The following is a 17,764-nucleotide window of genomic DNA, read 5'->3' on the forward strand; positions in this document are numbered from 1 at the left end:
AGACGCGCGGCTGTCGGCCGACGTGAAGGCGAGGTGGCCGGATGGCAAGCAGCCGCAGGTGGTCCAGCAGGTCAGCGTCGTGAACTCGCCCGCCGACGACCTCGATCTGTTCGCAGGTCCACCGGCAGAACGCGAAGCTGCACACCGACGCCTCCGCAGACGAATTATCCACAGTGGACTTCGGGCGCGGCTCGCCCGCCGGCGGGCGAGCTGATCGCACGCGGCGCTGCCGGTGCCAGGCAACCCCGTAGCGCCGATCGGGCAGGTTTTCCCACCGCCGGAACCCTGCGGTCCACGGTGCCGGTTTCATGAGGACGAGCCCGGCCACCGCAGGCGGCATGCCGGGCCACGGCGGCACGATGGAGATGCCGGGGATGCCCGGGATGTCCATGCCTCCGCGTCCGGCTGTGCTGCGCCTGTCGACGTGGCGACCGTCGCCGTCGTGCTCGTGGTCTTCTTAACCTTGGCCGGCCTGGTCTTCCTGGCCCGGGCGATCTCCGACGCGCGTGGGCGCGGTCGGCGCTGCGCAGCCTCGGGGCGGCGCGAACGGGATGATGGCACTCGGCATGGCCCAGATGCTGCTGACCATGACCTGAGGCAACAGTCCGAAGTGGACATCCGATGTGCGGTGTCTCACACTCCGGAACCCGGGCCGGGCTCGGTCCGACACCTGGGAGGTGAAGACGCCCCGGTTCCGCGCCGTGGTCGTGTCGGCGGTGGTGGCCGGGCTCGCCCTGCTACTGCTCGTCGTCGCGACCGCGGGCGACGTTTACGCGCCCTTGGGCAACTCCGACCCGGGGGCGCTGACCACCTACGGGTTCGCCGTCGTCCGGTTCGTGGCCGACGCGGCCGCGGCCGGCTGTTTCGGCGGCCTCGTGTTCGCCACGTTCGTCGCGCCCGGTCGCCGGACTGGTGCCCTGTCGGCGGAGGCGTACGCGGCGAGCCGGTTCGCCGCGGGCTGCGCGGCCTGCTGGTTGGCCGCCGCGCTCGTCGCCGTGCCGTTCTCGGCGGCGGCCGCCTCGGGCCTGCCCGTCTCGCGCGTGCTGCGGCCCGAGGTGTTCCTGCCCATCCTGAACGCGACCGAGGAACCCAAGGCCTGGCTGTGCGTGGCGGTCGCGGCTGGCGTGCCCGGCGATGGCCTGGCGCACGGCCGTCGCGGCGGCGGTGGCCGCAGGGGTAGGGCTGCTGCCGCTGGTGTCCGTGGGGCGCGTCTCGGTGGGTGCCGGGCACGATCTGGCGACCAACGCGATGTTCTGGCACGTGCCCGCCGCGAGCGCGTGGCTCGGTGCGCTGGTGTCGCTGCTGGCCCGGCTGCGGCGCGGTCCTGCGGTCGAGGAACTCATCCTGCGCCGTTACCACCGGCTGTCGCTCACGTGTTTCGTGGTGACCGCCCTGTCGGGCGCGGTGGCCGGGTTCGTGTTGACCCGGCCGGACGGGCTGGTCAGCCGATACGGGCTCGTCCTCGCGGTCGAGACGGCGCTGCTGTTCGCCGCCGGGTTCGGCATCGCCGCGTGGCGCCGCCGCCGCTGCGGTGTGCGGCTCGTCGTGGCGGAGTTGGTGCTGCTGGCCCTGGGCACCGGTGGCTCGGCGGCGCTGACCGTGCTGGTCCCGCCCGCGTTCGTCAATCACCCGGCCACCGTGCATGAGATCCTGCTCGGCTACAGCCTCGACGCTCCGCAATCGTTTGCCCGGCTGGTTGGGGACTGGCGTCCGGACCTGCTGTTCGCCCCGCTCGCCCTGATCGCCGTCACGGCGTACCTGTTCGGGGCCCGGCGGTTGCGGCGCCGCGGTGACCAGTGGCCGCCGGGGCGGGTGGTGGCCTGGCTCGGCGGCTGGGTGATCGTCGTGGTCGTCACGTCGTCGGGGCTCGGCGTGTACTCGCCGGGGACGTTCAGCCTGCACATGGTCACGCACATGGCGCTCAACATGTTCGCCCCGGTCCTGCTGGTGCTGGGCGGCCCGGTCACGCTCGCTCTCCGCGCGCTGCCGGCGGGTGCGCCCGGCGACGTCCCGGGTGCCCGTGAGTGGGTCGCGTCACTGCTGCACGCCCCCGTGACGCGGTTCTTCGCCCACCCCGCGGTGGCGGCCATCCTGTTCGCCGGGTCGTTCTACGCGCTGTACTTCTCGGGCCTCTTCGGCCAGGCGATGCTCTACCACTGGGCGCACCAGCTGATGAAGGTCCACTTCCTGGTGACGGGCTACCTGTTCGCCTGGGTCGTGGTCGGTGCCGACCGGACGCCGCGGCAGCTGCCGCACCTGGCGCGGCTGGGCATGCTCTTCGCGGTGATGCCGTTCCACGCCTTCTTCGGCGTGATCCTGATGAGCAAGCAGACGGTGATCGCCTACACCTACTACCACTACCTCGCGCTGCCGTGGGCCGGCGACCTGCTCGCCGACCAGCGGCTCGGCGGCGGCATCGCCTGGGCCAGCGGGGAGATCCCGATGGTCGTCATGGTCGTGGCCCTGCTCGTGCAGTGGGCTCGCGACGACGAGCGAACGGCCCGGCGGGCCGATCGCCACGGCGACAGCGAGATCGAGGCGTACAACGCGATGCTCGCCGAACTGGGGTCACGACGCGGATGACGAGTCGCTCAGGCCTCCCTCCTCCGGTGCATTCCGGTCCACCACCGGTCCAGGAGTCGGCCCGTGAACCGGAGAAGTTCCAGGGGAAAGTAATCTCTTGATCGCGACTTCGGTGACCGCCCGGCCCGCCACCAGCTCAGCCACCCGGTTCACCCACGGAGAAATCGCATGACAATCGCTGCTGCCCCGGCCACCGGGGAGGTCCGCACGGTCGACCTGGCCGTGACCGGAATGACCTGCGCCGCCTGTTCGGCGCGCGTCGAACGCACCCTCAACAAGCTCGACGGCGTCCGCGCGTCAGTCAACTACGCGACCGAGCGCGCGACCGTGCAGGTCCCCGCCGAGCTCGGTGACGAGGTCCTCGTTGAGCGCATCCGCAAGGCCGGCTACGGCGCCCGCGTCCGTGGCGAGGACGACGACGAAGACCTCACCCTGACCCGGGTGCGCGACCTGCGCCGCCGGCTGATCGTCGCCGCCGTGCTGGCCGTGCCGCTGTGTGATCTCTCGATCACCCTCGCCCTGGTGCCGTCGCTGCGCTTCCCGGCCTGGCAGCTGGTGTGCCTCGCCCTCGCGGTGCCGGTGGTGTTCTGGGCGGCGCTGCCGTTCCACCGGGCGACGCTGCGGAACCTGCGCCACCGGTCGTCCAGCATGGACACCCTCGTATCGCTCGGCGTACTGGCGTCCTTCGCCTGGTCGGCCTGGGCGACGCTGTTCGGCGGCCACGAGCCGGGCTACTGGGTCGGGTTCGGGCCGACCGCGGCCGGTGCCGACGCGATCTATACTTCGAGAGCCGGTCCCGGCGCAACGCCGCCGGGCTGCTGGCCGCCCTGGACGCGCTCGCCGCGAAGGAGGTGCGCGTCCTTCTCGACGGCGTTGAGCGGATGGTGCCGGCGGGCGAGCTGACGGTCGACGCCCTTTTCGTCGTCAAGCCCGGCGAAGCCTTCGCCGCCGACGGCGTCGTCGAAAGTGGCAGGTCTACTGTGGACGTCAGCGCGGTCACCGGCGAGCCGGTGCCCGCCGAGGTCGTTCCGGGCGACCGCGTGATCGGTGCTTCCGTGAACCGCGAGGGCCGGCTGGTGGTGCGCGCCAACGCGGTCGGCACCCACACCCAGCTCGCCCAGATGACCGCGCTCGCCGAGCAGGCCCAGGCCCGAAAGGCCTCGGTGCAGCGGCTGGTCGACCGGATCTGCGCGGTGTTCGTACCGGTCGTGCTGGTGCTGGCGCTGCTCACCCTGGGCGGGTGGCTGCTCACCGGGAACCCGGTCAGGGACGCCTTCACCGCCGCCGTGTCAGTGCTGATCATTGCCTGCCCGTGCGCGCTCGGCCTGGCTACCCCGACCGCGTTGATGGCCGGGGTCGGCCGCGGGGCGCAGCTGGGCATCCTGATCAAGGGCCCGGACGCGCTGGAGGCGAGCCGCCGGGTGGACACCGTCGTGCTCGACAAGACGGGCACGGTGACCACCGGCCGGATGACCGTCACCGGCTGCCACCCGGCGCCCGGCCGTAGCCGCAGGGACCTGCTCTGGTTCGCCGGCGCCGCGGAATCAGGTTCCGAGCACGCGATCGCCGCCGCCGTGGTGACGGCCGCGCGCGCGGAACTGCCCGAACTGCCGGAGATCTCGGCGTTCACCGCGTTGCCCGGGCTCGGCGCGGAAGCCACTGTGGACGGTTACGCCGTCCTGGTCGGCAGCCCCCGCCTGTTCGGTGAACGCGGGATCATGGTCCCGGAGTTCGACGATCTCGTCGACGAAACCCACGCCGCCGGAGCCGTGCCAGTGCTCGTCGCGGTCGACGGTGAGGCCGCGGGGCTGCTCGAGGTCCGCGACGTGGTCAAGCCCTCCGCCGCGGCGGCCGTGGCCGCACTGCGTGCACAGGGATTGCGGACCGTGCTGCTCACCGGCGACCACGAGGTCGCGGCCCGTACGGTCGCCGCCGAGATCGGTGTCGACGACGTCCGCGCCGAGGTACTGCCCGCGGACAAGGCCCGCGAGATCGAAGCGCTGCAAGCCACCGGAGCCCGGGTCGCGATGGTGGGGGACGGGATCAACGACGGTCCCGCCCTGGCCACCGCCGACCTCGGCATGGTCATGGCCCACGGCAGCGATATCGCGCTGCGCTCGGCCGACCTGGTGCTGGTGCGGGACGACCTACGCGTCGTTCCCGACGCGATCCGCCTCGCGGACCGGACGCTGCGGATCATCCGCGGTAACTTGGCATGGGCCTTCGGTTACAACGTGGCAGCACTGCCGCTCGCGGCCTTCGGCCTGCTCAACCCCCTCATCGCGGGCGCGGCTATGTCGCTGTCCTCGGTGCTGGTGGTTTCGAACAGCCTGCGGCTGCGGTCCTTCGACGGTTCCGGTGGCGAGGAGAGGCACGACTGACGGCGAGGAAGAAGTCTGACGTGGTGACCGCGAAAAAGGCGTTGTCGGCAACGCCTGGACGACGATCGCGGCGGGCAACTCGTGAAATCCCTTGGAAGTAGCGCGTTTGACGACATCGACCTCGATATCCCGTGGTGCACCATAAGATCGTCTGAGTCGCGTCAGCTGGCGCGTCGGTAGCCGGTGGGGCCGAGTCGGCGTCCGCCGTCTTCGGTGCGGGTGGGGCCGAGTTCGTCGGCGACGTGGTCGTCGGTTGCCGCCAGATCGTCGTTCACCGGCCGCAGGCCGGCCGGGCGGGGCCGCGACCGCCGCTGGTCGCGACGGATCAAGAGCAGCAGCACGAGTCCCAGCACCAGCAGGATGTGCGAGGCCAGACGGCTCACCGTGACGTCGCCGTTGACCAGGTCGACCACGCTGAACCCGGTCAGCACCACGAGGAAGGCGGCGAGGACAGGCAGCAGACCGGCGACTGCGCGCACCCGCACCGCGGTCCAGACGAACCCGAGGCCCAGCGCCAGGTTCCACGACGTGCTTTCGTTGAACAGGTGCCCGCTCATCATCCCGTCCATGCCGTGCAGGTGGCCGCCGTGATCCAGCCCCAGCACCTGCACCGTGCCCAGCACGAGTTGGCACATCCCGACGAACGCGAGCAGGATCCGCGGCCAGCGCGGAAACAGCCGATCCGGCAGGGGCGCTGCGGCCGCGAGCACCGACTCCGTCAGGTCGGGTGTCGGTGCGACAGCTCGGACCCGGATCGCCCGGGACAACTCTGCCGCCCGCTGGTGCCAGGCCCGGCACGCCTCGCATTCGTCGAGGTGCCGCTCGACCTGCTCGTCCGGTATGGGCGACGGCTCGCCGTCCAGTCGGGCCGACAGCGCTTCGCGGTACGGGTAACAGTCCACGTCTATAGAGTCGCGCCACCTCGAGATCGAGTTCCCGCGGGGTCGCAACCGCTTTACAGGTGACTCAGCCGGTACCTTCCGAGGACTGTGCGTGACGGTCCAGCAGGGCATCCCGGCCGCGCGCGACCCGGGAGCGCACGGTGCCGATCGCACATCCGCATATCTCGGCAGTTTCCTCGTAGGTGAGCCCAAGGACTTGGGTGAGCAACAGCGCTTCCCGTTGGTGGGTGTCGAGGCCGTCCAACAGCATGTTCAGCTCGACGAGGTCTTCGAAACCGGGGCTCTGGTTTCCTGCTTGTCTCAGGTCGGCGGCGGTGTTCCAGTCCACCGAATCCGCGACCTTGGGCCGGGCGCATTCGGCCCGGATCTGGTCCACGACGGCCCGGCGGGCGATCGACAACAGCCAGGCCCTCGCTGAGGAGCGAGCGGCGAAGCGGCGGATGCTCTTGATCGCTCTCAGATACGTTTCCTGCGTGAGGTCGTCGGCCTTGCGAACGTCGGTGAGGTGCGCGATGTAACGCCACACGTCCCGCTGGGTCTCCCGGATGAACTGCTCCAGCGAGCGACGATCACCCGACCCGGCTGCCAGCGCGAGCTCGGTCAGCCGGGCGTCCTCGGCCGCGGAGTGACTCATAGCCGAGCAGGCTAGTCGCTCCCAGACTGCGGACGGGTCACCGCTCCCTCCTTGTGGCGCTCGACACGGGTTGGCCTGGTGTCCCTTCGGGAACTTCCCGGCTTTCCCGCACGACTTCTTGGACAGCCTGCTCTCAAACCACATGGGTTTGGGGGGCACGGCTCCCACGGTACGGACCCGGCCGCGCGCGGCCTTTCGTGAAAGGTGCACCCGGCTTGTCCTCGATCTCGTTGCACGCCGACGACACCACCAGTCGTGAAGTCGAGTTTTCGGTGGATGGCATGACGTGCGCGTCGTGCTCGGCGCGCGTTGAACGCAAGCTCAACAAGCTCGACGGCGTGCACGCCAACGTGAACTACGCGACCGGACGCGCAAGAGTTCTCGCCCCGGCGGAGGTCGACAACCGGATGCTCGTCGACACTGTGGAGAAGGCGGTTACCGGGCCGAAGTCGTTCCCGCCGTTGCGGATGCCGCGCCGCCGCAGGAATCCGACGACCCGCTCCGGGACCTGTGGCGGCGGCTCGTGGTGTCGATGCGGCTGTTCATCCCGCTGTGCGACCTTTCCGTCCTGTTCACGCTGATGCCGGCCGCTCGTTTCCCGGGCTGGCAGTGGCTGCTCGCCGGCTGGCCATCCCGGTGGTCGGGTGGGCCGCTTACCCTTTCCACCGTGCGGCTTTCGCCAACGCCCGGCACGGCTCGTCTTCGATGGACACGCTGGTCTCGATCGGCATCCTGGCCGCCGCGCCGTGGTCGGCGTGGCTACGCGCGCTCACGCGGCACGGTGGCAACTGAGCAGGGGGAAGTGGTTCCGGTCAGATCGGAAGTCCGGGGTCTTCCACGCCGATGATGACGGAACCGGCGGTTGACTCGGAGGTTTGGGCGGAGGGTTGGCCGGGAGGCCCGTCATTTGGTCAGTTCACCGCTACCCTGCGAGTTGGGCCAATCGCAGAGAGGTAGCTGTGACCGCTAAGCCGAACCACCGACTTGTGGCCGCGCGCGGTGCCCTCGGGCTGACGCAGGAAGCCCTAGCCGACCTGGCAAACGCGCAGGTGGAACGCAACACGGGCAAGCCCGGCGCGATGGACGCCGACTACATCAGCAAGCTAGAACGCGGGATCCACAGGTGGCCTGGCAAGCACTACCGATGCGCGCTCCGCGAAGTGATGGGGGCTCCCGCAGACATTGATCTTGGCTTCTACTCTACGCGGAGCAAGGCAGCTACCGTCGTTAGTGATACATACGAGGTAGCCCTAGGGAGTGACGACGTGAAGCGACAAGCGTTCCTCCGCGCGCTGGCAGCCACGGTAGCGGGCATGGGAGTTGGCAACCCGGCAGCTGAGGCGCTTGGTCGCGCTGCCATTGGTGATGCGCCGTCCCGCGTGGGACCTGCCGATGTCCAACAAGTCGATCATGCCATCAACCTTTTTGGACAATGGCAAGACCTTTACGGCGGTGGCGTCTGCAAGGATGCACTAGCTGGCCAGGTGAAATGGGCAACCCAGCTGCTCAACGCGAGCGCCACAGATCAAATCAAGAACGATCTATACCGTTCGGTCGGTTTCCTTGTTGACGTGGCCGGATGGGGCGCATTCGATGCGGGGGATCACCGTGCGGCGCGCAACTACTTTCAACTTGCAATCTACTGCGCAGAACAGGCGAATGATTGGGGTCTGCGGGCAAACGTCCTGTCGGACATGGTACGTCAGGCAATTTACGTCGGGAATCCCGATGACGGATTGAGTCTCATTGAGCTAGCCCAGGTGCGACAGGACCGGCAAACACCTACAGTGCGCGCGATGCTGTCCGCAGTCCACGCCCATACCCTGGCAAAAGTCAATCGGGGCGAAGATAGCTACGCCGCCGTTATGGCGGCTGAACAACATTTCAGCAACCAGAATCCCGCGAACGACCCGCCGTGGATTACCTACTTCAACGCGGCCGATCTTGCGGGGGACGCGGGGCACGCGCTACTTGACGTAGCACTGACCGGCAATCACATCGAAGCGGCACGTAGCCGCCTACGACAGTCGGTTGACTCCTACTCGCCAGGCCAAGCCCGAGCGCGCGCGTTCTCGCTCGGCAAGCTGGCGATCCTCGAACTCAACGTAGGCGATGCCGCTCAAGGAATCTCGTACGCCGAACAAGCTGTGGACGCGGAGGCCCCACTTCGGTCCCAACGCGCTATAGACGATCTGACCGAAGTGGGGAAAGCCCTAAGCGCACGAAAGAACCTTGCGGGTGCCGTTGAGGTTCGATCACGAATCAGGCGCGCGATCAGTGCCCAACCCTGACCATGAACAGCGATACCCCGCCGCAGTGCCGGGTGCTATGACGTATCGGTGTGGCGTGGGCCGGGGGCAGGGTTCTCGCCCTCCCCCCCCGGAGATGGTCACGCGGCGTCGGTCCAGCACTTGTTCAGAGTGGGGATGATCTCGCGGCCGCTGGTCGAGGGTGGGCAGGTTTTCCGGTCAGATCGGAAGTCCGGGGTCGTCCACGCCGATGATTCGGCTGCCTTGGAAGAACCGCACCATGTCGAAGGGCCCGTGTCCGCCGATTCCGGCGTTGTTCCAGAAGGTCTGTTCGGAGCCGTCGGTCAAGTCCGCGAGTTTGCAGCCGTTGATGCGGATTTCGCCGGCTGGGATCCGGGCAGCGGTGTCCAGCGCGGCGTCGAGGTCGCTGCCGAACACGAAGCCGGCGAGTCCGGTCTCCGGTCCGCTGGCAGCCGCCAGGGCTTCCTCGACCGAGCCCACCGGGTGCACGGTCACGGCCGGGCCGAACAGTTCGGACTCTGACTTCTCGGCGGGGAGGCCGACGACGACGGTCGGGGAGAAGAACCAGCCGCCGAGCGCCGGGAGGGATGCACTCGTCAGTGCCTTGCCGCCGTGCTGGACCAGGTCGTCAACACGTTGCTGGAGGTGCGCCCGGTGCGCGGAGTAGGCGAGCGGACCGACGTCGGTGGTGTCGTCGAGGCAGTGTCCGATGTGGAGCTTTCCGAGCTGGCCCAGGAGCGCGTCTACCAGGTCGTCGTGCAGGTCCTCGGGCACGAGAATCTTGCCGGGGGCCTCGCACCACTGTCCGTTGAGCTTGGTCATGCCCTCTGCCAGCGCGGCCGCGGTTCCGGCGATATCGGCGTCGGGGCGGACCACAGCAGGGTTGTGCCCGCCCAGTTCGAGCTGGAGTGCGGTGAAGTTCGGGGCTGCCGCTGCGGCGACGGCGCGACCGCCCGCGCCACCGCCGGTGAATGTGACCGCCTTGACCCGCGGATCGGAGACGAGCTGCGATCCGACAGCGGCCGCGCCATGCACGAGCTGGAACGTCGTCGCAGGCAGGCCCAGCTCGTCGAGTGCGTCCGCGACGATCTCGGCGACGATTTGGCACCCGCCTGGAGCCCACTCCGAGGGCTTGAGGATCACGGGACAGCCCGCAGCGAGGGCACTCGCCAGCTTGGCCACGGAGACGAAAGTCGGTGCGTTCCAGGGTCCGATGACGACAGCGGGGCCGAGCGGCCGCCGCAACAACCGGACCTCCCGCCCAGCGGCCGGGAGCATGCTCGATTCACCGATTTCGAGGAGTTGGTCCCGCGCCGAGTTCACGCGCGGTGCGAGGGCCGAAGCCGTCGCCGTCGCGACGTGGAGCGGGTTGCCGGTGGACATCGCGTCTTCGTAGGCGATGTCGTTGATCCTGTCCGCGAGGCCGGCCGCAAGTGCGTCGAGCAGGCACACCCGATCCTCCAGCGGTGCGTTCGCCCATGTACCGCTGGTGTGGAGGTCCGTGGCCGCCGCCAGGGCTCGTTCGACGTTGTGGCTCGATGTGGCGAGCTGGGGCTGGCGGGTCTCGCCGGTGTTGGGGTCGTCCAGGGAACCGGTGAGCTTTTCGGCGGGCGCGGACCAGTGACCGCCGATCAGATCGACCTGTGCTCGGGGAGGACGTGTGTGATGTTCAGCCGAGGTCATGGCGTGCCCTTCCTGCGGTGTGCGGTCTGCTCCGGTCGTCCCAGGTGGCCGAGGTGAGGGGACGGGCGGCCAGAGACGAACGTTCGATCTTCTCGGTGGGGGTCTTGGGCAGCTCGGGGACGAGCTCGACGTACCGGGGCACCATGTGACGGGGCAGCGTCCGCTCGCAGTGCTCGACCACGTCCCGGGCGGTGAGGGGCATGTCGGCCTGGCGAACGACGAAGACCTTGATGTCGTCCTCCGACAGTTCGCTGGGGACTCCCACCGCCGCCGACTCCCGCACGGCGGGGTGGGCGTCGACCCCCGCTTCCACGTCGGTCGCGGCGATGTTCTCGCCGCGCCGCCGGATGACTTCTTTGCTCCGGGTGACGAAGTAGAGGTTGCCCCTTTCGTCCAGGCTGCCGATATCGCCGGTGTGAAACCAGCCGTCCCGGAACGCCTTATCGGTGGACTCCGGCATCGCGAAGTACTCGTTCATCACCAGACCGGGCTCGTCGGAGCGGATCAGGATCTCGCCCTCCGTGCCAGCCGCCACCGGATTGCCCGCCGCGTCGGCGATTCGGACGTGGTATTCCGGAACGACCCGGCCGCATGAACCCGGCTGCCTGGCCTCGTCGAGCGGCTGGTAGGCGGGAACGCCCGCGTCGGTGAGTCCGTAGACCTCGACCAGCGGGTGACCGAACCGCTCCTCCCACCCTGGTTCGCACGCCGGCATCGGCACGCCCCATGCCAACCGGACCCGATGGTCGCGGTCCCGGTCGCTCGCCGGCTGTTTCCACAGGATGTTGGCCGTCGCTCCCATGAAGTTGAAGACGGTGGCCCCGCAGGCGCGCACCTCGTCCCAGAACCGGGATGCGGAGAACCTCGTGCCCAGCGCAGCCGTGGCGCCTGTTGCGAGCGCAGCGCCCACGGTCAGCGTTGCGGCATCGATGTGGAAGAGGGGAAACGGCGTGTACAGCACGTCGTCCGAGCGGAAGCCGAGGTATTTGGCGTGAATCTGACCTTGCCGCACCAAATAGTGGTGGGAGAGTACGCAAGCCTTGGGCACGCCGGTCGACCCGGAGGTGAACAGCATCGTGGCCGGTGCCAACCGGTCAATCGGGGGCGACACCACAGGCCCCTCACCGCGCAGATCTGCGATGCTGCGGTGGCGGCTATTCTCGTCAGTGGTCGGCGATTCAGCAGGCTGGTGAACGAAGAACGGCATCGCGGCGTCGACGACCTCATCCAGCACGGGGGCAAACTCGGCGTCGGAGACCACTGCTGCGGGCCGCACGAGCTCCACGGCGCGGGCCAGCAAGCTGCCGGAAAGCGCGGTGTTGAGCGGAATGTTGACGGCGCCCACGCGGTTCAGAGCCAGCCAGATCAGCACGTGCTCGACGCTGTTGACCATGAACAGCGCCACGCGGTCGCCAGGCTCGATTCCCGCCGCGCGCATCCCGGATGCGTATGACTCGACGCGGTTGCAGGCATCGGCGTAGTCCACAGTGGTCGCGGGGGATCGCAGAAAGGGCTGTCGGGGACGCTGTTCCGCGTGGTGGGCGAGCAGCTGCGGCAAAATCAAGTCTGGCGGAGGTGTCTGAAGCAGCGAGTCCATGTCACGAACCTGTACCCGGAACGACGACGGTTCCTGTCGCGGACACGACCAGCACCGGTTCGTCGAGTACCCGGCCCGCGGAGGGGCCGTTCTCCGGTGCGGATCGAGCGAGTACATGAGCCGCGAACTCCACGGTCCTGCTCCGGTTGCCCACCCGGGCGACGGTGGCCGTCACCTCGAGCACGTCTCCGGCTCGCAGCGGTGCGTGGAAGGTGACGTTCGAGTACGAGGCGAACAGACCCTCGTCTCCGTCCAGGTGCAGGCACAGGTCAGTGGCGATGTCGCTGAACAACCCCATGACGTAGCCGCCGTCCACCAGGTTGCCCGCGTAGTGAGCGCGGCTGAAGTCCACGTAGCGCCGATGGGCCAAGCGGGTGCCAACCGCACTGGTGGTCTCGGCGCGAGTCAGCGTTCGGGTCATTTCTCCCCCTGGTTGAGACGAAGGATGATGCGGACCGCGGTCGGATCGGACATGGCCGTGAAACCCTCGTTGATCTGGTCGAACGGCAGCTCGGCGGTGACCATTGAGTCGAGGTCCAGGCGGCCGGCGAGGTAGTGGTCGGTGAACATCTCGACGTCGCTGAGAAACCGGTTCGCCCCCATGTAGGCGCCCTGGAGAACCCGGTCGCCGCACACCAGGGCGTCCGCCGGGATGCTGAGCCGCTCCCCTTCCGGCATCAAGCCGAGAATGGTGGCCTTTCCGGTCGGCGCGAGGATGTTGAAGGCGAGGATGTTGAAGGCGAGCTCGGCGGTGTGCGGTCTGCGGTCGGCCGACCGCCTCGATCGCGTGGTTGACCCCTCCGGGAAGGATTTCCCGCACATCGTCTGCGGTCGCCTCCGCATCCCGGCTGGCCCGAACGACGTCGGTGGCGCCGAACTTGCGAGCGAGGTCGAGCTTGTCCGCGACCGCGTCGATAGCCACGATGCGCCGGGCTCCGGCGATCCGGGCGCCCTGGATGGCGGCGATGCCGATCCCGCCGCATCCGATCACGGCGACGGTGTCCTGGGGAGTGATCTGAGCACCGTGCACCGCAGCGCCGACTCCGGTGGTCACGCAGCAACCGAGGAGGCAGGCGGCGCTGGACGGAATCCTCGTGGAGACCTTCGCCAGGGATTCTTCGCCCACCAGGAACGCTTCGGCGAAAGCACCGATGCTCCCGAGCGCTTCGACCGCGGTTCCGTCGTGCTTGATCAGCTTCGGCCGGTCCCGGCGACGCGTCTCGCTGACTCGCGCGCACTGAGTGGGACGCCCGCCCATGCAGAAGGCGCAAAGCCCGCAGGAAGGGGTGATGGTCGTGACAACGCGGTCGCCCTGGGCCACACGCGTGACGGCGCTTCCCACCCGCTCGACGACGCCGACCACTTCGTGCCCTAGAACGGCGGGTGTGCTGATGGACAGCGACCCCTTTACGTAGTGCAGGTCGCTGTGGCACAGCCCGACTCGATCGGTGTGCACGACGACCTCGTGATCGAGCGGGTCGTCGAGGAGGACGTCGCGGATGCGAAGCGGTTCGCCGGGCTGTTCCAGCACGGCGGCTCTGATCGGTAGGGGCATGAGCGCTCCTGGTAGAAGGGTTACCGCCGATCCGGATGCTCGAGCATCCCGGCGTTCTGCGCGGTGGTCCCATGCTCCGCAGACGTTCTTGGGGCGACAACGTGCGTCGCGCCCTCTGTGGCAGTGTCGTATGTGCACCGTGAACACTGGCCCGAGGTTCTCCCGCGCTGCCATTGATGGCGTGCGTACTTGGACAGGCTCATCCGACGGATGCAGGAGTGGGCACCATGCCCACTGGTGGGTAGCGGGTCATTGGTTGGCTTCACCGGATGTCGTTCAGCTGCCGCGCGGTACCGGCACAGTTCGGAGGGGAGCTCGCCGACGGGGTCGATCGCTTGCTTGGCCATGCAGTTCGCAGGGCGCGGGAGGCTCGACGGACATCCGCCCGGTGACCTGGAAAGCACACCTTTCAGATTCCTCGGGTGCACGGTGGACGGCAGCTACCTCACCTTCAGCAACGAGCGTGCGCTGAAGGCAGCCCAGATCCTCGCTGCCTCGAAGGTCGTCGCGGTCCACGAGGACTCCTGGGCGCACTTCAGCCAGAACGCACGGCAGATCCGGGAGCTCTTCGACGTGGCGGGACTCGGCGGCGCGATCACCGCCCCGGAACCCGGCGAGTCAGTCGGCCTGGCCCTCTGACATCGTGCGGTGGTCTCACCTCGTCGTTTCCCGATCACCCGCGGCGACCGCGAGCAAGTCGGTGGAGGAGGTGAGCTTGACCCGCGGCCGACGCTGCGGTTTGGCGGTCTTCTTCTCGTGGCGGTCGATCGCTTCCCACGCCGCGTAGTCGAGCGCCTCGGGCCGTCGCTCGGTCAGCAGCGTGCGGAGCGCTTCGGCGTCGTGCTCCGGAGACTTCAGGCGCCCTGCCTCGTAGTCGTCCAGCAAGGCCTGAACGGTGTCTTCGGCGCACTTCTTGTTGGTGCCGATCACCCCGGACGGTCCGCGCTTGATCCACCCGGCGGTGTAGACGCCGGCGAGCGGGTCTCCGGTCGCCGGATCGACGACCCGCCCCCGGTGGTTGGGCAGCGTGCCCTTGCCGGCGTCGAACGGCAGTCCCGGCAGTGGTCGTCCGCGATATCCGATGGAACACAGCACCAGCCCGCAGTTCAGCTCGGTGACGTCGCCGGTTGGCTGCGCGACCAGACGTCCGGAGGAATCGGCGAGCGCGTTGCGGACCACTCGAATGCCACGGACGCGGTCGTCCCCGAGGATCTCCACCGGTGAGGTCAGGAACCTCAGCTCGACCCGCTTGTCGCCGCGTCCGGGCGGCTGTCTGGCGAGTTCGGCGAGGACCTCTGTCTTGAGCACACCGATGTCGTGTCGGCTCAGGGCAGCCGCGCTGACCGGGTCGAGCGCGGCATCCGCAGGATCGACGACGACATCGAAGTCGCCCGTGTCGGCGAGCCCGAGGAGTTCGGGTGTGGTGAACGCCGCTTGCGCCGGGCCACGTCTGCCGAGGACGAGTACCTCGGAGATATTGCTGGCGGCCAGTGCTTCGAGTGCGTGGTCGGCGATGTCGGTGCGGGCGAGCCGGTCGACGTCACTCGCGAGGATGCGGGCGACGTCGAGGGCGACGTTGCCGTTGCCGACGATCACCGCGCGTTCGCCGGAGAGGTCGAAGGTGCGGTCGGCGAAGTCGGGGTGGCCGTTGTACCAGGCGACGAACTCTGTCGCGGAGTGGCTGCCCGGCAGTTCCTCGCCCGGGACGCCCAGCGAGCGGTCCGCCGCGGCGCCGACGGCGTAGAGCACAGCGTGATGGTGGGCGAGCAGCTCGTCGTGGCTGAGGTGCTCGCCGATGTCGACGTTGAGGTGCAGGTCGAGGTTCTTGCGCCGGGCTGTGCCGGTGAACTGGCGGGTGATCTCCTTGGTGTCCTGGTGATCCGGCGCGACGCCGTGGCGCACCAGCCCCCACGGAGTGGGCAGGCGCTCGAACATGTGGACTTCGGCCTGCAGACCCTTGCGGCTGAGCACCTCCTCGGCCGCGTAGCAGGCCGCGGGGCCGGAACCCACGATGGCGATGCGCAGCGGTTCGGCTTCGGAGACCTCGACCGCCGGCTTGCGCTTCTGGTACTGGGTCTCCGGATAGTCCTGGTGGGCCGGATCGCGGAAGTAGCGCGCGTTGATGTCGAGGTAGCGCTTGGCATTCCCGGTGAGGTCGAAGTCCGGGCTGATGGCCTCCACCGGGCACACATCGACGCAGGCCCCGCAGTCGATGCAGGTGTCGGGGTCGATGTAAAGCATCTCCGCGGTCGCGTAGTCCGGTTCGTCCGGTGTGGGGTGGATGCAGTTGACGGGGCAGACTGTCACGCAGGTCGCGTCGTTGCAGCAGCTCCGGGTGATCACGTAGGTCATGTGCACTCTCCGCCGGCAGTCCTGGCGCCCGTCATCAGGCGCCGGTCGAGATGTAGATGTTCTTCAGCTCGGTGTAGCCATCGATGGCGGCCAGTCCGAGTTCGCGGCCGATCCCGGACTGCTTGAAGCCACCGAACGGTGTTTGGACGCGAACCGAGGAATTCGAATTGATCGACAGGGCCCCGCTCTGGATGCCCTGGGCGACACGTATCGCCCTGCCGACATCGGTGGTCCAGATCGACCCGCTGAGCCCGTAGATCGTGTCGTTGGCGAGGCGTACGGCCTCGTCCTCGTCCTCGAACGGAATGATCGCGGCCACGGGGCCGAAGATCTCGTCGGTGACGACGCGGGAACGGAGTTCGGGCCGGACGACGACGCGAGGTGCCATCCAGTAGCCGCGTCCCTCGGGCGTATCGCCGGCGACGACGGTGTCGAGATCGTCGGTCAGGAAGGAGGACACGCGTTCGTGGTGCGACCGGGAGACCAGCGGGCCGAGCGCGGTGCCGGACTTGAGCGGGTCGCCAATCGTCAGCGCGCGAGTGGCTTCGACGAAACCCGAGACGAAGTCGTCGAACACTGAACGCTGGACCAGGATGCGGCTGCGCGCGCAGCAGTCCTGGCCGGTGTTGGCGAAAACGCTCAACGGAGCCTCGGCGATCGCCCGCGGCAGGTCGGCATCGGCGAAGACCACGTTGGCCGACTTCCCGCCGAGTTCCAAGGTGAAGCGCTTCATGGTGCCGGCGGCCGAGCGCATCACGTCCTGACCGGTCTCGGTCGAGCCCGTGAAACTGACCTTGGCCACCTGCGGGTGCGTGGTCAGGACCTTGCCGACCGTGCGGCCAGGCCCGGAGACCACCTGCACCAGGTTCTCCGGTAGGTCGAGGGAAGCGACGAGCTCGCCGAACCTGCGCGTCGACAGCGGGGTGAGGTCGGCAGGTTTGACGACGACGGAGTTGCCCGCAGCGAGCGCGGGCGCGATGTTCCACGATGCGATCGGCAGCGGGAAGTTCCACGGTGCGATGACGGCGACAACGCCCAGCGGCTCGCGGAAAGTGATGTCCACGCCGCCTTCCACGGGGATCGTGTCCCCGAGGATCTTGTCGATCACGCCCGCGTAATAGCGGAAGCATTCGGCGACACCCTCGATCTGACCGCGTGCGTCCGCGATCGGCTTGCCGACGTCGAGTGCCTCCAGCCGCGCGAGCTCGTCCACATGCGACTCGACAACTCCGGCGATCGCGTTCATGGCCTCCCGCCGGGCGGACATCGGTAGCCGGACCCAAGCGCGCTGCGCCTCGACCGCCCGGGTCACCGCGGTCTCGGCGTCAGCGGCGTTGGAGGTGGCGAATTCGATGATCGGCTCTTCCGTGGCGGGATTGATGACAGTGTTCACAGCGGACACTCGTGGTTCCTGCCTTCGTCTGACGGGCCCACCCGCCGTGGTGGCGGAGAGCATGGTTGAGCGGGTCTTTCCATGCTCGGGACCGGGTCCTGGCACAACAACGTGCGTCATGCCCTGCTCGCAGGGCAGGCATGTGCACTGTGAACACAGACGATTTTGCCTCGGCGGCCTAGCGTCGTTTCTCAACATCGGCGTGATGACGCGATGGAGTTCGGCCGAACACCCAGGAGAATTCATGAAGGTCGGCGTACCCGCAGAGGTCAGAGACCACGAGTACCGCGTGGCGATCACCCCGGCAGGCGTGCATGAGCTCGTGCTCAACGGACACGAGGTGTCCGTGCAGGCCGGAGCCGGCGTCGGTTCCGGCATCAGCGACAGCGAGTACCGAGCCGCTGGGGCGTGTGA

At 68.4% G+C, this 17,764-nt stretch carries 16 protein-coding genes and 4 pseudogenes; 9 read left to right on the forward strand and 11 right to left on the reverse strand.

Annotated features, from left to right (window positions below; genetic code table 11):
- Positions 1-811: 811 nt before the first annotated feature.
- Positions 812-1,069 (reverse strand): hypothetical protein, encoded by a 258-nt coding sequence (locus SSPN_RS61030; protein ID WP_049887728.1) that lies wholly within the window; start codon positions 1,067-1,069, stop codon positions 812-814.
- 65 nt (positions 1,070-1,134) lie between these two features.
- On the opposite strand from SSPN_RS61030, the gene SSPN_RS47560 reads away from it, so the two are divergent.
- The gene (locus tag SSPN_RS47560; RefSeq protein WP_010314739.1) at positions 1,135-2,583 is read left to right on the forward strand and encodes a bifunctional copper resistance protein CopD/cytochrome c oxidase assembly protein; all 1,449 of its coding nucleotides are present in this window, start codon (positions 1,135-1,137) and stop codon (positions 2,581-2,583) included.
- 168 nt (positions 2,584-2,751) lie between these two features.
- Positions 2,752-4,964: pseudogene (locus tag SSPN_RS47565) on the forward strand (heavy metal translocating P-type ATPase).
- Between the two features lie 161 nt (positions 4,965-5,125).
- Here the strand turns inward: SSPN_RS47565 and SSPN_RS47570 are convergent.
- On the reverse strand, positions 5,126-5,866 hold the full coding sequence (locus SSPN_RS47570; RefSeq protein WP_010314741.1) for a zf-HC2 domain-containing protein: 741 nt from the start codon (positions 5,864-5,866) through the stop codon (positions 5,126-5,128).
- A gap of 64 nt (positions 5,867-5,930) precedes the next feature.
- Positions 5,931-6,500 (reverse strand): sigma-70 family RNA polymerase sigma factor, encoded by a 570-nt coding sequence (locus SSPN_RS0136315; protein WP_010314742.1) that lies wholly within the window; start codon positions 6,498-6,500, stop codon positions 5,931-5,933.
- A 215-nt stretch (positions 6,501-6,715) separates the two neighbouring features.
- On the opposite strand from SSPN_RS0136315, the gene SSPN_RS61035 reads away from it, so the two are divergent.
- The 3 genes from SSPN_RS61035 (at position 6,716) to SSPN_RS0136330 (ending at position 8,791) form a co-directional block, all read left to right on the forward strand.
- On the forward strand, positions 6,716-7,081 hold the full coding sequence (locus SSPN_RS61035) for a cation transporter (protein ID WP_010314746.1): 366 nt from the start codon (positions 6,716-6,718) through the stop codon (positions 7,079-7,081).
- Between the two features lie 28 nt (positions 7,082-7,109).
- Positions 7,110-7,292, forward strand: a complete 183-nt coding sequence (locus SSPN_RS61040; RefSeq protein ID WP_010314747.1) for a hypothetical protein — start codon at positions 7,110-7,112, stop codon at positions 7,290-7,292.
- A 167-nt stretch (positions 7,293-7,459) separates the two neighbouring features.
- Positions 7,460-8,791: a helix-turn-helix domain-containing protein gene (locus SSPN_RS0136330; protein WP_143539591.1), complete on the forward strand. Its 1,332-nt coding sequence runs from the start codon at positions 7,460-7,462 to the stop codon at positions 8,789-8,791.
- Positions 8,792-8,968: 177 nt separating this feature from the next.
- Here the strand turns inward: SSPN_RS0136330 and SSPN_RS0136335 are convergent, their stop codons facing one another.
- From SSPN_RS0136335 to SSPN_RS63145, 5 genes and pseudogenes are all read right to left on the reverse strand, one after another.
- Positions 8,969-10,453, reverse strand: coding sequence for an aldehyde dehydrogenase family protein (locus tag SSPN_RS0136335; RefSeq protein WP_010314751.1), 1,485 nt, complete (start codon positions 10,451-10,453; stop codon positions 8,969-8,971).
- A complete protein-coding gene (locus tag SSPN_RS0136340) occupies positions 10,440-12,050 on the reverse strand; it encodes an AMP-binding protein (RefSeq protein ID WP_063713980.1) in 1,611 nt (536 codons plus the stop codon). The genes SSPN_RS0136335 and SSPN_RS0136340 overlap by 14 nt, the downstream gene beginning before the upstream one ends.
- Position 12,051: 1 nt before the next feature.
- Positions 12,052-12,471 carry a 3-aminobutyryl-CoA ammonia lyase gene (gene kal / locus SSPN_RS61045; RefSeq protein ID WP_010314755.1) on the reverse strand — a complete coding sequence of 140 codons (420 nt, stop codon included), beginning with the start codon at positions 12,469-12,471 and terminating at the stop codon, positions 12,052-12,054.
- Entirely contained in the window at positions 12,468-12,893 is a 426-nt protein-coding gene (locus SSPN_RS61050; protein WP_237710933.1) for an MDR/zinc-dependent alcohol dehydrogenase-like family protein, read from the reverse strand. The genes kal and SSPN_RS61050 overlap by 4 nt, the downstream gene beginning before the upstream one ends.
- Positions 12,862-12,972, reverse strand: a pseudogene (locus SSPN_RS63145) (hypothetical protein); the annotation flags it as partial. The gene SSPN_RS61050 and the pseudogene SSPN_RS63145, both read right to left, overlap by 32 nt.
- On the opposite strand from SSPN_RS63145, the gene SSPN_RS61945 reads away from it, so the two are divergent.
- Entirely contained in the window at positions 12,947-13,069 is a 123-nt protein-coding gene (locus SSPN_RS61945) for a hypothetical protein (protein ID WP_272941796.1), read from the forward strand. The pseudogene SSPN_RS63145 and the gene SSPN_RS61945 sit on opposite strands and share 26 nt — an antisense overlap.
- Before the next feature lie 140 nt (positions 13,070-13,209).
- Here the strand turns inward: SSPN_RS61945 and SSPN_RS63150 are convergent.
- Positions 13,210-13,506, reverse strand: a pseudogene (locus tag SSPN_RS63150) (alcohol dehydrogenase catalytic domain-containing protein); the annotation flags it as partial.
- Here SSPN_RS63150 and SSPN_RS61950 point away from each other — a divergent pair.
- The gene (locus SSPN_RS61950; RefSeq protein WP_272941797.1) at positions 13,477-13,599 is read left to right on the forward strand and encodes a hypothetical protein; all 123 of its coding nucleotides are present in this window, start codon (positions 13,477-13,479) and stop codon (positions 13,597-13,599) included. The pseudogene SSPN_RS63150 and the gene SSPN_RS61950 overlap by 30 nt on opposite strands.
- 435 nt (positions 13,600-14,034) lie before the next feature.
- Positions 14,035-14,244, forward strand: a complete 210-nt coding sequence (locus SSPN_RS0136365) for a hypothetical protein (protein WP_143539592.1) — start codon at positions 14,035-14,037, stop codon at positions 14,242-14,244.
- A gap of 15 nt (positions 14,245-14,259) precedes the next feature.
- Here SSPN_RS0136365 and SSPN_RS0136370 read toward each other — a convergent pair whose 3' ends face one another.
- Together SSPN_RS0136370 and SSPN_RS0136375 are read right to left on the reverse strand one after the other, a co-directional pair.
- Complete coding sequence (locus SSPN_RS0136370; protein ID WP_010314764.1) at positions 14,260-15,957, reverse strand: FAD-dependent oxidoreductase; 1,698 nt, start codon at positions 15,955-15,957, stop codon at positions 14,260-14,262.
- 34 nt (positions 15,958-15,991) lie between these two features.
- Positions 15,992-17,359: an aldehyde dehydrogenase family protein gene (locus SSPN_RS0136375; RefSeq protein WP_010314766.1), complete on the reverse strand. Its 1,368-nt coding sequence runs from the start codon at positions 17,357-17,359 to the stop codon at positions 15,992-15,994.
- Between the two features lie 235 nt (positions 17,360-17,594).
- Here SSPN_RS0136375 and SSPN_RS63360 point away from each other — a divergent pair.
- Positions 17,595-17,699, forward strand: a pseudogene (locus SSPN_RS63360) (hypothetical protein); the annotation flags it as partial.
- Positions 17,700-17,764 lie beyond the last annotated feature (65 nt).

The organism is Saccharopolyspora spinosa NRRL 18395 (genome assembly GCF_000194155.1).
In the GTDB taxonomy this organism is placed as follows: domain Bacteria; phylum Actinomycetota; class Actinomycetes; order Mycobacteriales; family Pseudonocardiaceae; genus Saccharopolyspora; species Saccharopolyspora spinosa.

Excerpts from the sequence above, each read along its gene's own strand:
- SSPN_RS61030 (WP_049887728.1), bottom strand. The coding sequence starts at position 1,069 with ATGGGCAGGAACACCTCGGGCCGCAGCACGCGCGAGACGGGCAGGCCC.
- SSPN_RS47560 (WP_010314739.1), top strand. The coding sequence starts at position 1,135 with ATGGCCTGGCGCACGGCCGTCGCGGCGGCGGTGGCCGCAGGGGTAGGG.
- SSPN_RS0136315 (WP_010314742.1), bottom strand. The coding sequence starts at position 6,500 with ATGAGTCACTCCGCGGCCGAGGACGCCCGGCTGACCGAGCTCGCGCTG.
- SSPN_RS0136335 (WP_010314751.1), bottom strand. The coding sequence starts at position 10,453 with ATGACCTCGGCTGAACATCACACACGTCCTCCCCGAGCACAGGTCGAT.
- SSPN_RS0136340 (WP_063713980.1), bottom strand. The coding sequence starts at position 12,050 with ATGGACTCGCTGCTTCAGACACCTCCGCCAGACTTGATTTTGCCGCAG.
- kal (WP_010314755.1), bottom strand. The coding sequence starts at position 12,471 with ATGACCCGAACGCTGACTCGCGCCGAGACCACCAGTGCGGTTGGCACC.
- SSPN_RS61050 (WP_237710933.1), bottom strand. The coding sequence starts at position 12,893 with ATGCGGAGGCGACCGCAGACGATGTGCGGGAAATCCTTCCCGGAGGGG.
- SSPN_RS0136370 (WP_010314764.1), bottom strand. The coding sequence starts at position 15,957 with ATGACCTACGTGATCACCCGGAGCTGCTGCAACGACGCGACCTGCGTG.